The organism is Pseudomonas sp. NFACC04-2, assembly GCF_900119265.1.
Lineage (GTDB): Bacteria > Pseudomonadota > Gammaproteobacteria > Pseudomonadales > Pseudomonadaceae > Aquipseudomonas > Aquipseudomonas fluorescens_AA.
The window spans coordinates 16,084-29,175 of the sequence record NZ_FPJC01000006.1; the positions used below are offsets into that span (position 1 = coordinate 16,084).

General features: G+C 61.7%; 11 protein-coding genes and 1 pseudogene. 11 read left to right on the forward strand and 1 reads right to left on the reverse strand.

The features are described 5' to 3' along the window. Window position 1 precedes the first annotated feature (1 nt). The 10 genes from BT125_RS10390 (at window position 2) to BT125_RS10440 (ending at window position 10,704) form a co-directional block, all read left to right on the forward strand. Window positions 2–1,660 carry a methyl-accepting chemotaxis protein gene (locus tag BT125_RS10390; protein WP_072406642.1) on the forward strand — a complete coding sequence of 553 codons (1,659 nt, stop codon included), beginning with the start codon at window positions 2–4 and terminating at the stop codon, window positions 1,658–1,660. 39 nt (window positions 1,661–1,699) lie between these two features. Next, a complete protein-coding gene (locus tag BT125_RS10395; RefSeq protein ID WP_072406644.1) occupies window positions 1,700–2,236 on the forward strand; it encodes a chemotaxis protein CheW in 537 nt (178 codons plus the stop codon). Next, a complete protein-coding gene (locus BT125_RS10400; RefSeq protein WP_072406645.1) occupies window positions 2,233–3,069 on the forward strand; it encodes a CheR family methyltransferase in 837 nt (278 codons plus the stop codon). Before BT125_RS10395 ends, BT125_RS10400 begins: the two co-directional genes overlap by 4 nt. Continuing rightward, window positions 3,066–3,563 carry a chemoreceptor glutamine deamidase CheD gene (cheD, locus tag BT125_RS10405; protein WP_072406647.1) on the forward strand — a complete coding sequence of 166 codons (498 nt, stop codon included), beginning with the start codon at window positions 3,066–3,068 and terminating at the stop codon, window positions 3,561–3,563. Before BT125_RS10400 ends, cheD begins: the two co-directional genes overlap by 4 nt. A 2-nt stretch (window positions 3,564–3,565) precedes the next feature. Continuing rightward, window positions 3,566–4,639, forward strand: coding sequence for a protein-glutamate methylesterase/protein-glutamine glutaminase (locus BT125_RS10410; protein ID WP_072406649.1), 1,074 nt, complete (start codon window positions 3,566–3,568; stop codon window positions 4,637–4,639). 640 nt (window positions 4,640–5,279) lie between these two features. Further along, a complete protein-coding gene (locus BT125_RS10420; RefSeq protein ID WP_072406651.1) occupies window positions 5,280–7,028 on the forward strand; it encodes an ABC transporter permease in 1,749 nt (582 codons plus the stop codon). A 10-nt stretch (window positions 7,029–7,038) separates the two neighbouring features. After that, window positions 7,039–8,343, forward strand: coding sequence for an ABC transporter ATP-binding protein (locus tag BT125_RS10425; protein ID WP_072406652.1), 1,305 nt, complete (start codon window positions 7,039–7,041; stop codon window positions 8,341–8,343). Window positions 8,344–8,401: 58 nt separating this feature from the next. Beyond that, window positions 8,402–9,460: a sensor histidine kinase gene (locus BT125_RS10430; RefSeq protein ID WP_083564480.1), complete on the forward strand. Its 1,059-nt coding sequence runs from the start codon at window positions 8,402–8,404 to the stop codon at window positions 9,458–9,460. Then, a complete protein-coding gene (locus BT125_RS10435; protein WP_072406656.1) occupies window positions 9,447–10,085 on the forward strand; it encodes a response regulator transcription factor in 639 nt (212 codons plus the stop codon). The genes BT125_RS10430 and BT125_RS10435 overlap by 14 nt, the downstream gene beginning before the upstream one ends. 76 nt (window positions 10,086–10,161) lie before the next feature. Next, a complete protein-coding gene (locus BT125_RS10440; RefSeq protein WP_072406658.1) occupies window positions 10,162–10,704 on the forward strand; it encodes a hypothetical protein in 543 nt (180 codons plus the stop codon). A gap of 164 nt (window positions 10,705–10,868) precedes the next feature. Here BT125_RS10440 and BT125_RS10445 read toward each other — a convergent pair whose 3' ends face one another. Next, complete coding sequence (locus BT125_RS10445; protein ID WP_072406660.1) at window positions 10,869–11,792, reverse strand: DMT family transporter; 924 nt, start codon at window positions 11,790–11,792, stop codon at window positions 10,869–10,871. A gap of 110 nt (window positions 11,793–11,902) precedes the next feature. Here BT125_RS10445 and BT125_RS10450 point away from each other — a divergent pair. Then, window positions 11,903–12,610, forward strand: a pseudogene (locus BT125_RS10450) (LysR family transcriptional regulator); the annotation flags it as partial. Window positions 12,611–13,092: the final 482 nt, after the last annotated feature.

Genomic DNA, 13,092 nt, shown 5'->3' on the forward strand with positions numbered 1-13,092 from the left:
AATGAAATGGTTCTACGATCTTAGAATCGCCACCAAACTGATCACTTCATTTCTTGTGGTGCTGGCCCTGACAGCCGTCATGGGGGTGTTCGCGATCATCCAACTGGGCGAGGTGAACAGCACCACCGTCGAGATCCGGGAAAACTGGATGCCGTCCATGCGTGCGGCCTCGGGCATGCGTTTCTACGGGGCAAACTATCGCCTCAAGGAAAACCGCCACATTACCGCCGATTCCGAACAGGAACGTCTCACCGTCGAACAAGAAGCGGAAGAAGCCAGGAAGGGGTTTGAAACCCGCATGGCGACCTATGAAAAACTGCTCTCCAACGCGGAAGATCGCCAGCTGTTCGAAACCACCCGCAATGACTGGGCCGCTTACCTCGCCGTCAGCAAGGACCTGCTTGCGCTGTCTCGGCAAAACCTGACCGAGCAAGCCCATGCACTGCTCAAGGGCGAATCCAAGCGTCAATTCGATCTAGTGGTCAACGACCTGCAAAAACTGGTGGAACTCAATGACGCCGGCGCTGGCGCCGCCAGCGAGCGTGGCGCAGCGCTGTTTGAAAAATCGCGCCTGTCGATCATCGTCGCGCTGATTGCCGCCCTGCTGGTAGGCCTGGGCCTGGCGCTGTTCATCTCGCGCATCATCTCCCGCCCCTTGAAACAGGCCGCGACCGTCGCAGAGCAATTGGCCGAAGGCAACCTGAACGCAAAAATCGAAGGCGGCTCCAAAGACGAAACCGGCATGGTGCTCAACGCCATGCAGAACATGATCGGCAAGCTCTCGCACATCATTGGCGAAGTGCGTAACGCTGCGGACAACCTGGCCAGTGCTTCCGAAGAAGTCAGCGCCACCGCGCAATCGATGAGCCAGGCCACCAGCGAGCAGGCGGCCAGTGTCGAGGAAACCAGTGCGTCCATCGAGCAGATGAGCGCCAGCATCAACCAGAACACCGAGAACGCCAAGGTCACCGATGGCATGGCCAGCAAAGCCGCCAAGGAAGCCACCGACGGCGGCGAATCGGTGCAGCAGACCGTGGTGGCGATGAAGAAAATCGCCCAGCGCATCAGCATCATCGACGACATCGCCTACCAGACCAACCTGCTGGCGCTCAACGCCGCCATCGAGGCAGCCCGCGCCGGTGAACACGGCAAAGGCTTCGCCGTGGTCGCCGCCGAAGTGCGCAAGCTGGCCGAGCGCAGCCAGGTGGCGGCCCAGGAAATCGGCGAGCTGTCTTCCAGCAGCGTCGATATGGCGGAAAAGGCTGGGAACCTGCTCAACGAGATGGTCCCCTCGATCAACAAGACCTCGGACCTGGTGCAGGAAATCAGCGCCGCCTCCGAAGAACAGGCCGCCGGTGTGGCGCAGATCAACACTGCCATGACCCAGCTCAACCAGGTGACCCAACAGAACGCCTCCAGCAGCGAAGAGCTGGCCGCCACCGCCGAGGAAATGAGCAGCCAGGCCGAACAGCTGCAACAGGCCATGAGCTTCTTCACCCTGGACACGCCGCCCAAGTCTGCTGTGCAAGTTGCCAGGGTCGATAACACCCCAGGCTCCTCCGGCCGCAAACCGACGCGGGTACCGGCACCGATCATGCCCAAAGCGTTTGCCTACAACATGGCCACCGCCCCGGACGAATCGGAATTCACCCGGTTCTGATGGCCCGGTTCCACAGGCTTGCTTAAAGGAGAAAAAGCAATGGGCGCCATCGCGACCACACGTCAGACCGCCATCGCGGTCGAGGAAGAAGCGCAATACCTGACGTTCATGCTCGGCACGGAGATGTTTGCCATCGGCATCCTGTGCATCAAGGAAATCATCGAATACGGCAACCTGACCGTGGTACCGATGATGCCGACCTTCGTACGCGGGGTGATCAACCTGCGGGGCGCGGTCGTGCCGGTCGTCGACCTGTCGGCCCGTTTCGGCCGGCCGAATTCGGCGATCAGCCGGCGCTCGTGCGTGGTGATCATCGAGGCGTCCAGCGCCGACGGCCAGGCCCAGGACATTGGCCTGCTGGTGGACACGGTGTCGGCGGTGCTGGAGATCCCGGCCTCGCAGATCGAGCCGCCACCGAGCTTCGGCGCGAAGATCCGGGCCGATTTCATCAGTGGCATGGCCAAGGTCGAAGGCAAGTTCGTCATCGTGCTGGAGGTGGACCGCGTGTTGTCCATCGACGAAATGTCCCAACTCGCCGAAACCAGCCCGAACGCGCTGGAAGTGGATACCCTGTGAACGCCGATAGCTGCAAGGAACGCCCCGCGAACGCGCTGGCGCTCAGTGACCGAGAATTCGGCCAGTTCCAGTCCTGGCTGTACCAGGCCGCTGGCATCAGCCTGTCCGAGGCCAAGAAAGCCCTGGTGGCCGGGCGTCTGTTCAAGCGCCTCAAGCACTATGGGCTGGACAGCTACGGCGAGTATTTCAAGCTGATCATGAACGGTCAGCGCACCGATGAATTACAAGTGGCGCTGGACCTGCTGACGACCAACGAGACCTACTTTTTCCGCGAGCCCAAACATTTCGATTTCCTGCGCCAACACGTACTGCCCCACGCAACGCCGGGCAAGACCTTCCGCCTGTGGAGCGCGGCCAGCTCTTCCGGGGAAGAACCCTATAGCCTGGCCATGACCCTGGCCGAAGGGCTGGGCACCACGCCCTGGGAAGTGATCGGTTCGGACATCAGCAGCCAGGTGCTGGCCAAGGCGCGCTCCGGGCATTACCCGATGGAGCGCGCCCGCACCCTGCCCCAGCCGCTGCTGGTGAAATACTGCCTCAAGGGTACCGGCAGCCAGCAAGGCACGTTTCTCATCGACCGGGCCTTGCGCAACCGGGTCAACTTCATCCAGGTCAACCTCAACGACACCTTGCCGGAACTGGGGGAGTTCGATGTGATCTTCCTGCGCAACGTCATGATCTATTTCGACCAACCCACCAAAAGCAAAGTGGTCGCCCGCTTGATCCCCCGGCTCAAGCCCGGCGGGTATTTCATCGTCAGCCACTCGGAGAGTCTCAACGGTGTGTCCGATGCGTTGAAACTGGTGGCGCCCTCGATTTACCGCAAACCATGAACGCCGCCATCAGAGCAGTGGCCGAGGAGTACCTGGCGCCAGGGGAGTTTCGCTTCGCCACCTGCCCGACCCGCCTGCGCACGATTCTCGGCTCTTGCGTGGCGATCACGCTGTGGCACCCCGAACGCAGGATCGGTGCCATGTGCCACTTCATGCTGCCCAGTCGAGTGCGCTGCTCCACCGCGCTGAATGGCCTCTACGCCGACGAAGCCATCGAACTGTTCATCCGTCAGGCCCGGGCGCACCACACCGACCCCGAGGACTACCAACTCAAGCTGTTCGGCGGCGGGGAGATGTTCCCCGAGCTGCAACGCCATGTGCCCTACGGCGATGTGGCGCGACTGAACGTCAACGCCGCGCTGGAAATGGCCGCCCTCTATCGCCTCGACCTGATCGCCCAGGACATGGGCAGCACCGGCCACCGCAGCATCATTTTCGACCTGCGCAGCGGTGATGTGTGGGTCAGGCACCAACCCATAAGGACCCGGCACTGACCATGGCAAAAAAGATCAATGTACTGCTGGTGGATGACTCTGCCGTGGTTCGCCAGGTGTTATTGGCGATTCTCAGCGAGACACCGGACATTCACGTCATGGGCGCGGCGTCCGACCCGATTTTCGCCATGGATAAACTGGCCAAGGAATGGCCCGACGTGATCGTGCTGGACGTGGAAATGCCGCGCATGGACGGCATCACCTTCCTGAAGAAAATCATGAGCGAACGCCCCACCCCGGTGGTGATCTGTTCGTCCCTGACGCCCCGGGGCGCGGAAACGACGTTGCAGGCGATGGCCGCCGGCGCGGTGGAAATCATCACCAAGCCCACCACCGGGCTGAAGAACTTTCTGTTGGAGTCGGCGCCGGAATTGGTGTCGGCGATCCGTGCCGCCGCCCAGGTCAACGTGCGCAACCTCGGCAAGCGTCCCGCCCCGACGACGCTGACGCCGGCGACCAAACTCACCGCCGACGCCATGCTGCCCGCCGCCAACGGCCATGCCATGGCGCAGACCACTGAACGCATCGTCGCCCTGGGCACCTCCACCGGCGGCACCCAGGCCCTGGAAGCGGTGCTCACCGCCCTGCCACGGGTCTGTCCGGGCATCGTCATCGTCCAGCACATGCCGGAGAAGTTCACCGCCTCGTTCGCCGCCCGGCTCAACAGCCTGTGCCAGATCGAAGTGCGCGAAGCCCGTAACAACGACCGCATCCACCCGGGCCTGGCGCTCATCGCCCCGGGCGGCAAACACATGATGGTGACCCGCAGCGGCGCGTTCTACCATGTGCAAGTGGTGGACGGCCCGTTGGTCAACCGCCATCGCCCCTCGGTGGATGTATTGTTTCGCTCAGTCGCCAAATTCGCCGGCCGCAACGCCACCGGCATCATCATGACCGGCATGGGCGACGACGGCGCCCGCGGCCTGAAGGAAATGCTCGACGCCGGCGCCAGCACCGTGGCCCAGGACGAAGCCAGTTGCGTGGTCTTTGGCATGCCCAAGGAAGCGATCAAACTCAATGCGGCGCAACGGGTGATGGGGTTGCAGGATATTGCGCAGGTGATCTTGCATCGGTAACAAGAACCGCTCCCCCACTACAAAGGCAATCAAAACCTGTGGGAGCGAGCTTGCTCGCGATGGCAACGGCCCATTCAACATGGATGCAAGCTGAACCACCGCTATCGCGAGCAAGCTCGCTCCCACAGTGGAGTTGTGGCGAGGAGCAATCCCTCGTCACGGAAGCTTCAACCGCTTGTGCCTATACGGGCGAAATCGTCGCCAGCACGCCGATCAAAAGAGTCAGTGCCAAAAAACCACCTAGAAAAATCGCCATCTTCGCCATGAGCACTCTCCTGGACCAAAAAGTTGCAGCACACGGGCAGCTCGATAGGCCGGCCGCGTGGCTATTCTGGGGCCGGGCCCGGGTTCATTACAGAGGCACCTGGCGCAGGAAAATACGGATCAGACGAACACCCTCCTACCCTCCTCGCGCAATTTCAGTGAGCCACAAAAGATAAAGCCCTGCCGCAGAGCTCTCTCACCGAAGGGAACGGATATACCAACGTATATTTTCATGTCCCAAGTCAGCGTGGTCACCGCCCCGGGGAACACTTAATCTTGCCGGGCCTTTAACGCCCCCGTTCAAGTGCGCTTCAACTTCCAATGATCGCCAGTGTGGTCGCAGCCCTGATTTCCAAAGCTTAGATAGAGGTGATCCATGCGCCCTTCATTCCTTACCCCCGCATTGACGCCCTTCAAAAACAGAGGACAACTCCCCGCCCATTCCTGGCGCGCCGACATGGCGTCATTGAGCCTCCTGGTGCTCTTGGCTGCCTTTGTATTCCATGGCCTGGATCAGATGAACCAGCCCCTCGGCGTGCTGGACGCTTCGCCACTGTCCCTGGATCTGGTGCACCTGCCGGAATATGCCTTGCGCACCACGTTGCGCATGTTCATCGCCTTGTTTGTTTCATTGGTTTTCTCCCTGGTCATTGCCACCTTGGCAGCCAAAAGCCGCAAGGCGGCCATGGTTATCCTGCCGGCGTTGGATATTCTCCAATCCGTGCCAGTCCTTGGCTTTCTCACTTTTACCGTTGTGTTCTTCATGGGACTGTTCCCGGGCAAGGAGACCGGCGTGGAGTGCGCGGCGATCTTCGCCATCTTCACCAGCCAAGTCTGGAACATGACCTTCAGTTTCTATCAATCGCTGAGAACCGTGCCCAACGATCTCTACGACGTCAGCCGACAGTTCTCGTTTTCGCCATGGCAACGTTTTGTCAGATTGGAGCTACCGTTCGCCACACCGGGCCTGGTGTGGAACATGATGATGTCGATGTCCGGCGGCTGGTTTTTCGTCGTCGCGTCCGAAGCCATTACCGTCGGCGACACCACCGTCAGCCTGCCGGGCATCGGCTCATGGCTGGCACTGGCGATCGAGCAGCAAAACATCGCCGCGATCGCTTGGGCGGTGCTGGCCATGGTTGGGGTGATCATTGCCTATGACCTGCTGTTTTTCCGGCCGATTGTCGCCTGGGCGGACAAATTCCGCTTCGAACAGACCGCCTCCCAGAAACGCCCACGGTCCAGGGTCTATGACCTGCTGCGCTCGACTCGCCTGGTTCCCTGGGTGCTGCTGGCGCTGGGAAGCATCAAGGCGTCGTTGTTTCTGGAAAAGATCCCTCGGCTGCCGTCCATCCGCTTCAAGACCAGCGCCCGCGTCAACCGCGCCGCCGACCTGGCTTGGCTCGCCCTGGTCGCCGCGGCCTGCATCGCCGGCATCCTGCATTTGTCGCGTTTCATTGGCAGCACGTTGGGCTGGGACGACGTGGCCAGTACCTTCGGCCTGGGCCTGGCCACCCTGTTGCGAGTCAGCGTGCTCATCGTGCTGGCCAGCGTAGTGTGGGTGCCCATCGGCGTCTGGATCGGCTTGAACCCGCGCTGGGCCGAACGCCTGCAACCCGTCGCGCAATTGCTGGCGGCCTTCCCCGCCAACGTGCTGTTTCCGTTTGCGGTGATCGCCATCGTCGCCCTGAAACTCAACCCCGATGTCTGGCTCTCGCCGCTGATGATCCTGGGCACCCAGTGGTACATCCTGTTCAACGTGATTGCCGGTGCCAGCGCCCTGCCGACGGATTTGCGCGAGGCGGCGCGCAGCTTCCACGTGCGCGGCTGGCAGTGGTGGCGCCAGGTCGCGCTGCCGGGCGTCTTCCCTTATTACATCACCGGTGCCCTCACGGCAGCGGGTGGCTCATGGAACGCCAGCATCGTCGCCGAGGCGGTGTCCTGGGGCAACCAGCATCTGTATGCGTCCGGCTTGGGTGCCTTTATCGCCCAGGCCACCACGGCCGGGGATCTGCATCGGGTAGCCCTGGGCGTCGTGGTCATGTCGATTTTCGTGGTGGGTTTCAACCGGTTGCTGTGGCGCCCGCTGTACGGTTTCGCCGAACGTCGGCTTCGAATTGATTGAGGGCAATCCCATGCAAGTGATAGGCAAACGCTGCCTGGTGGATGTGCAGCAAGTCGGCCATGTCTACGGCACGGCCGGCGGTGCCGAGCGCCGGGTTCTGGACAATGTCTGCATGCGCCTGGACGAGGGCGAAATCGTCGGCCTGCTGGGGCGTTCGGGCTCCGGCAAATCGACCTTGCTGCGCTCCATCGCCGGCCTGATTTCGCCCACCACGGGGGTGGTGGATTTTCCGCCCAATGCCCAAGGGCTGGCGAGTTCGGTGCGCATGGTGTTCCAGAGCTTCGCCCTGTTCCCCTGGCTGACGGTGCTGCAAAACGTCGAGATCGGCCTCGAAGCCTTGGGCGTGGCGGCGCCTGAGCGACGTCGGCGGGCGCTGGCCGCCATCGATATGATCGGCCTCGACGGCTTCGAAAGCGCCTTCCCCAAGGAACTGTCGGGCGGCATGCGCCAGCGCGTCGGCCTGGCCCGCGCACTGGTGGTCAATCCAGATGTGTTGTTGATGGACGAGCCGTTTTCCGCCCTGGACGTATTGACCGCCGAAACGCTGCGCACCGATCTGCTGGAGTTGTGGCGAGAGGGGCGCATGCCGATCAGGTCGATCCTGATGGTCACCCATAACATCGAAGAAGCCGTACTGATGTGTGACCGGATACTGATTTTTTCCTCCAACCCGGGGCGGGTCATGAGTGAGATCGCCGTGGACCTCAGCCAGCCGCGCAATCGCGCCGACCCGGCGTTCCAAGCCTTGGTTGAACACATTTACGTGCAGATGGCCGGCGGCGCGGGTGTCGGCTCCGCACGCCAGGAGACCTTTGCAGGCAGTGGCGTGGGCATGGTCCTGCCGTCGATTTCCAGCAATGCCCTGGCCGGGCTGATCGAAGCGGTGCAGGATCAGCCGTTTGCCGGCCAAGCGGATTTGCGCGAGCTCGCCGACACATTGCGCTACACCGCCAGTGATCTTTTGCCGGTCGCCGAAGTGTTGCAGCTCCTGCGCCTGGCCGACCTGCAGGACGGCCACATCACCCTCCTGCCGGCCGGGCTGCGCTACGCCGAGTCAGCGGTGGATGAGCGCAAGCACCTGTTTGCCCGCCACCTGCTTAAATATGTGCCGTTGGTGGGGCATGTGCGCCGGGTGCTGGACGACCGCCCCACCCGCACGGCACCGGCCAGGCGTTTCCGTGACCAACTGGAAGATTTCATGTCCGAGCACGATGCCGCTATTACGCTGGACTGTGTCACGCAATGGGGGCGCTACGCCGAGTTGTTCGCCTATGACGAAGTGGCCGATCAGTTCAGCCTGGACAATCCATCCTGAGGTGCTGCGGTATAAACTGCGTGGATCGGTCGTTGGAGCAATGCGCGATGGACACTCGATGAGAAGAACCCAGTTGACCCTGCGCCTGCTGCTCCTGCTGGGGTTGGCCCTCGGCATCGCGGCGATCGATACGGTCACCGACCTGGAAATCGCGGTCGGGGTCTTCCAGATCGTGGTGGTGCTGATCGCGGTGAGAATCCTGCCGGCACGCGCCGTGGCCGGGGTCGCGCTCCTCTGCATGGTCCTCACGATCCTGAGCTATCGACTGACGCGTTTTGGCGACACGGAGGCCGGGCTGATCAACGTGCTCATCAGCCTCGCGGCCATCGCCGGCACGACGTACCTGGCGCTGCGGCTCTCGGCCGCCGTGCGCACGGTGCACCAGACCCGTGCCCACCTGGCGCACATTGCCCGCATCAACATGCTCGGCGAACTCGCCGCCTCGATTGCCCACGAAATCAACCAGCCCCTGGCTGCCGTGGCCGCCAGCGGCGGTGCCTGCCTGCGCTGGATGGCCACCGAGCCGCCCAACCTGCCCAAGGCCCGGCAGGCGGTGGAGCGGATCATCGCCGACACCCACCGGGCCAGCGACATCATCGCTCGGTTACGCGGCATGGCCCGGCATCAAGCACCGACGAAGCAGTGGCTGAACGTGGCCGACACGGTCCATGCCGCGTTGCGCTTGATGACGGGCGAGCTGAACGAGCAGAACATCACTTTGCACGTGCAGATTCAGGACGGACTGCCGCCGATGCTGGCGGACGAAGTGCAGATCCAGCAAGTGATCCTGAACCTGGCGATGAACGCGCTCGACGCCATGCGTCAGGTTGACGTCGACCAGCGGATTCTGCAGTTTCAGGTGACGCTCGAATCGCCTGGGCAACTGCTCTTTTCGGTATCCGACCAAGGCAACGGCTTGCCGGCCAGCGACCGCGAACGGGTGTTCGACGCCTTCTACAGCACCAAGCAGGACGGCATGGGGATGGGCTTGGCCATCAGCCGCTCGATCATCGAGGCCCATGACGGACGACTCTGGGCCACCAGCGATGCGCCGTCAGGTTCGACCTTTCACTTCACCCTGCCAGCCATCACGAGGGAATCCGATGAGCCAAACTGACATGCAAGACCAGGCCGACTCGAGGGTCTTCATCGTCGACGACGACCCTTCGGTGCGGGCCTCACTGCAAGACCTGCTGGCTTCGGTGGGCCTGGCGAGCATGGCCTTCGGCTCGGCCCGTGAATTCATGGACGCCGAACGACCGGACGTCCCGGCGTGCCTGATCCTCGACGTGCGCATGCCGGGCCTGAGTGGGTTGGATTTCCAGCAGGAAATGGCGCGTTTGAATATCCAGGTCCCGGTGGTGTTCATCACCGCGCATGGCGATATTCCCATGTCCGTCAAAGCCATGAAGGCCGGGGCGCTGGAGTTCCTGACCAAGCCGTTCCGCGAACAGGACCTGCTCGATGCAATCACCCTGGGCCTGAACCGCGACCAGGAACGGCGCAAGGCCGCGGCGAGTGTCGACGCGTTGAAACATCGGCATGGCGCGTTGACTGACGGCGAACGCGAGGTGATGGACCTGGTCGTGTCAGGGCTGCTGAACAAGCAGGTGGCCGCCCGACTGGGCTTGAGCGAGGTAACCGTGAAAGTGCGCCGCGGGTCGTTGATGCGCAAGATGAATGCGGACTCGTTGGCAACGCTGGTGAAGATGTCGGAAAAACTCAAGGAAGCAGATCGCTAGCGGCCCATGATCACGGCTATCATTGCCGTTCGCCCGGTTGACGGGCGATGTCGCTGCTCCCCTCAAGGACTCAGGTATGAACCTTCTGCCGTCACGCTCCACCCTCTTCGTCTCCAGCCTTTTGCTCAGCTCGCTGTGCTTCGCCGAAGGCGAGCCAACCGACGGCAGCCTCATCAAGGACTCGACCAAGGCAGCCGTCTCAAGCTTCATTACCGCTGGCAAGAACTTGCTGGGTGGCGTCAGCGAAGGCGTGCTCGATGGCCGCGAATCAGCCCAGGGCGCCGATGGCGCCGCGATCATTTCTTCCAACGAGCAACTGAAAGACCGCGTCTCCATCGAAGTCCTGAAGCTGGAGCCCGTTGACGACACCTTCAGCGTCACCCTCGGCTTCAAGAACAGCACCGACACCCAACTGCGCCTGATCAACCTCGGCCAAACGGGCGCCTTGCTCGCCATCGACCAGGCCGGCTACGCCAACAGGCTCGCAGGGTTTGAAAACCCGGATGAAGTCACCATTCCGCCGAAGACGGCTGTGCGGCAGAAGTTCGTGTTTGAAGGGTTGAACGAGAAAATCAACACCGTGCGGGTGTGGGGCCAGGATTATCAGGTTAAAAAATAAGGTGGCGGTACGTTGATTGTCCCAAGTGGCATTCCCACGCACGGGAGCGATCGAAAGTGGTTAGCTCGAAACATAACCGTGGCGAGGGAGCTTGCTCCCGCTGGCCTGCGCAGCAGCCCTAAACAGGACAGCATCGAACATCATTGCCCACATCCGCTACAGAATCAGCCGGCTTTTGCCACACTCGCCGGTTCGACATTCAACGCAAGCACACTCGCCAACACGATAACCGCCCCAACACTCACCATCGCCGCTGGACGTTCGGCCAGGACTAGACAAGCCATCGACATCGCCGTGGGCGGTATCAAGTAAAGCGCCATGGAGGCTCGGCTCACGTCGCTGTGGGCCAGCACGTAAGCCCAAGCAAGGTACGCCAGCGCGCTGGGAAAAATACCCAGAACCAACACCGCCAGGTTCACCGAAGCCGAAGCCTGTCGCACCGCGCCCAACACCCCCGGTGCGAAAATGAACAACAGGAGTGTGCCCGACCAGACGGTGTAACAAACCACGGTCAAGCCGTCGTAGCGATGGGTATGGCGCTTCTGCAAAGAGAAATACACACTCCAGGACAGCGCCGCCAGCAGGATCAATAGCCCACGGGCGTCCATGTCACCCCAGCCTCGATCCCCCGTGACGACCACGGCAGCGCCAAGCAGGCCGCACAGTACACAGCCCCATTGCCAACCGCCGACTCTGTCCTTGAAGACAAAATGCGCCAGCAACGTACTGAACAAAGGCGTGGACTGGGCCAGCACACTCGCCGCCCCGGCACTGACGCCCCGTTGACCGTAATTGAGGGCGATGTGGTGCAGACTCACGGCAAAGAACCCCAACACCGCCAGCAACGGCAAATCCCCAAGACGCGGCCAGGCAATACCCTTCGCCACCGCGACAACGGCCATGAACACCGAAGCGATGAGAAACCGCACCAAGGCCAACTGACCCGGTTCATAGGCCTGCAAGCCGATGCGAATACCAATCGGCGAATAGGCCCAGCAAAGAATCACGAACAGCGTCGCCAGGATCACTTTCACGTCGGGTCTGCTGGGGTTCTTCAAGCCGTCAAACGGCACACAACGGGTTTCCATTCAGAGTTCCTGCGCACTGAGCGTCTGGTCTATTTACCCCGCAGTATCAAAATCACCCGTCATCAATACAAGTGACTTAAACTTAGCCAACCATTCACTTTGGATGAGCTATGGAATTGTCCCAACTGCGCATGCTCAAGACCGTCTGCGACACCGGCAGCATCGCCCGCGCCGCCGAAGTGCTGCATTGCGTACCGTCCAACATCACGGCACGGCTCAAATCCCTGGAGCGGGAGCTGGGCACACCGTTGTTTTTCCGTGAAGGTCGCGGCTTGCGGGTCAGCCCGGCGGGCGAGGTGTTCCTGGGATACGCGACAAAAATCCTCGGCCTGACGGAAGAAGCCCGCCGCGCGGTCAACCCCAGCCACACGCCAAGCGGACCGCTGCGCATTGGCGCCATCGAATCCAGCGCCACGGGGCGCCTGCCGCAGTTGTTGGCCAAATACCACGCGCAGTATCCTCAGGTGTCGCTGGAGCTGAGCACGGGGACTTGGGCGCAGTTACTGGACGACACCCAGCACCACCGGCTCGACGGGGTGATCGTGGCGGTCGATGTGGAACGGCCGGGGCTCAAGCGCGCCGTGATGTACCGCGAAGACCTGATGCTCATCGCCTCCGAATCCCACGGCCCCTTGCGCAACGCCGCAGACCTGCAAGGCAAGGCCATCTTCATGTGGCCCCCAGGCTGCCCGTACCGCTTTGCCCTGGAGCAGTGGTTGCTACGCCATGACCAAGTGCAACCGATCATCAGCATCGCCAGCTATGGCGCCATCGTCGGCTGCGTCAGTGCCGGCGCCGGCGTCTCGCTGGTGCCTCGTTGAAGACGGAGTTTGAAGGGTAGTTGCAACCTCGCTACAAAAGCCATTGGATTGGCGGTATCCCACTGACCATTCTTGTGGCGAGGGGATTTATCCCCGTTGGGGCGCGAAGCTGCCCCAAAAGCTGACACCTCGGTCCCTCGACCAACACAAACCCCCGTGGCGAGGGAGCTTGCTCCCGCTGGACTGCAAAGCAGTCCCGAAACCTGCCAACACGGTGTATCCAGTCAACTCCCAGCGCTTGTTAGAAGACCGCTTCACGGCCAGCGGGAGCAAGCTCCCTCGCCACAGGTCCTCATTAACCTTCCCTGTCAGCGCACAAACTGAAAAATGTTACACCGCTAAAGAAGGGTCCTAACCGTACTACGAGATCTGCTGAAACCGGCGTGATCCGACTGTTCCTACAGAACCTGAGCTCGTCGGTTCGTTTCCACATGGAAGTCTCACAATTCCTACGAAGCTCTCGGAATCCCTCACCTTGT

Excerpts from the sequence above, each read along its gene's own strand:
- BT125_RS10390 (WP_072406642.1), top strand. The coding sequence starts at position 2 with ATGAAATGGTTCTACGATCTTAGAATCGCCACCAAACTGATCACTTCA.
- BT125_RS10395 (WP_072406644.1), top strand. The coding sequence starts at position 1,700 with ATGGGCGCCATCGCGACCACACGTCAGACCGCCATCGCGGTCGAGGAA.
- cheD (WP_072406647.1), top strand. The coding sequence starts at position 3,066 with ATGAACGCCGCCATCAGAGCAGTGGCCGAGGAGTACCTGGCGCCAGGG.
- BT125_RS10410 (WP_072406649.1), top strand. The coding sequence starts at position 3,566 with ATGGCAAAAAAGATCAATGTACTGCTGGTGGATGACTCTGCCGTGGTT.
- BT125_RS10420 (WP_072406651.1), top strand. The coding sequence starts at position 5,280 with ATGCGCCCTTCATTCCTTACCCCCGCATTGACGCCCTTCAAAAACAGA.
- BT125_RS10425 (WP_072406652.1), top strand. The coding sequence starts at position 7,039 with ATGCAAGTGATAGGCAAACGCTGCCTGGTGGATGTGCAGCAAGTCGGC.
- BT125_RS10430 (WP_083564480.1), top strand. The coding sequence starts at position 8,402 with ATGAGAAGAACCCAGTTGACCCTGCGCCTGCTGCTCCTGCTGGGGTTG.
- BT125_RS10435 (WP_072406656.1), top strand. The coding sequence starts at position 9,447 with ATGAGCCAAACTGACATGCAAGACCAGGCCGACTCGAGGGTCTTCATC.
- BT125_RS10440 (WP_072406658.1), top strand. The coding sequence starts at position 10,162 with ATGAACCTTCTGCCGTCACGCTCCACCCTCTTCGTCTCCAGCCTTTTG.
- BT125_RS10445 (WP_072406660.1), bottom strand. The coding sequence starts at position 11,792 with ATGGAAACCCGTTGTGTGCCGTTTGACGGCTTGAAGAACCCCAGCAGA.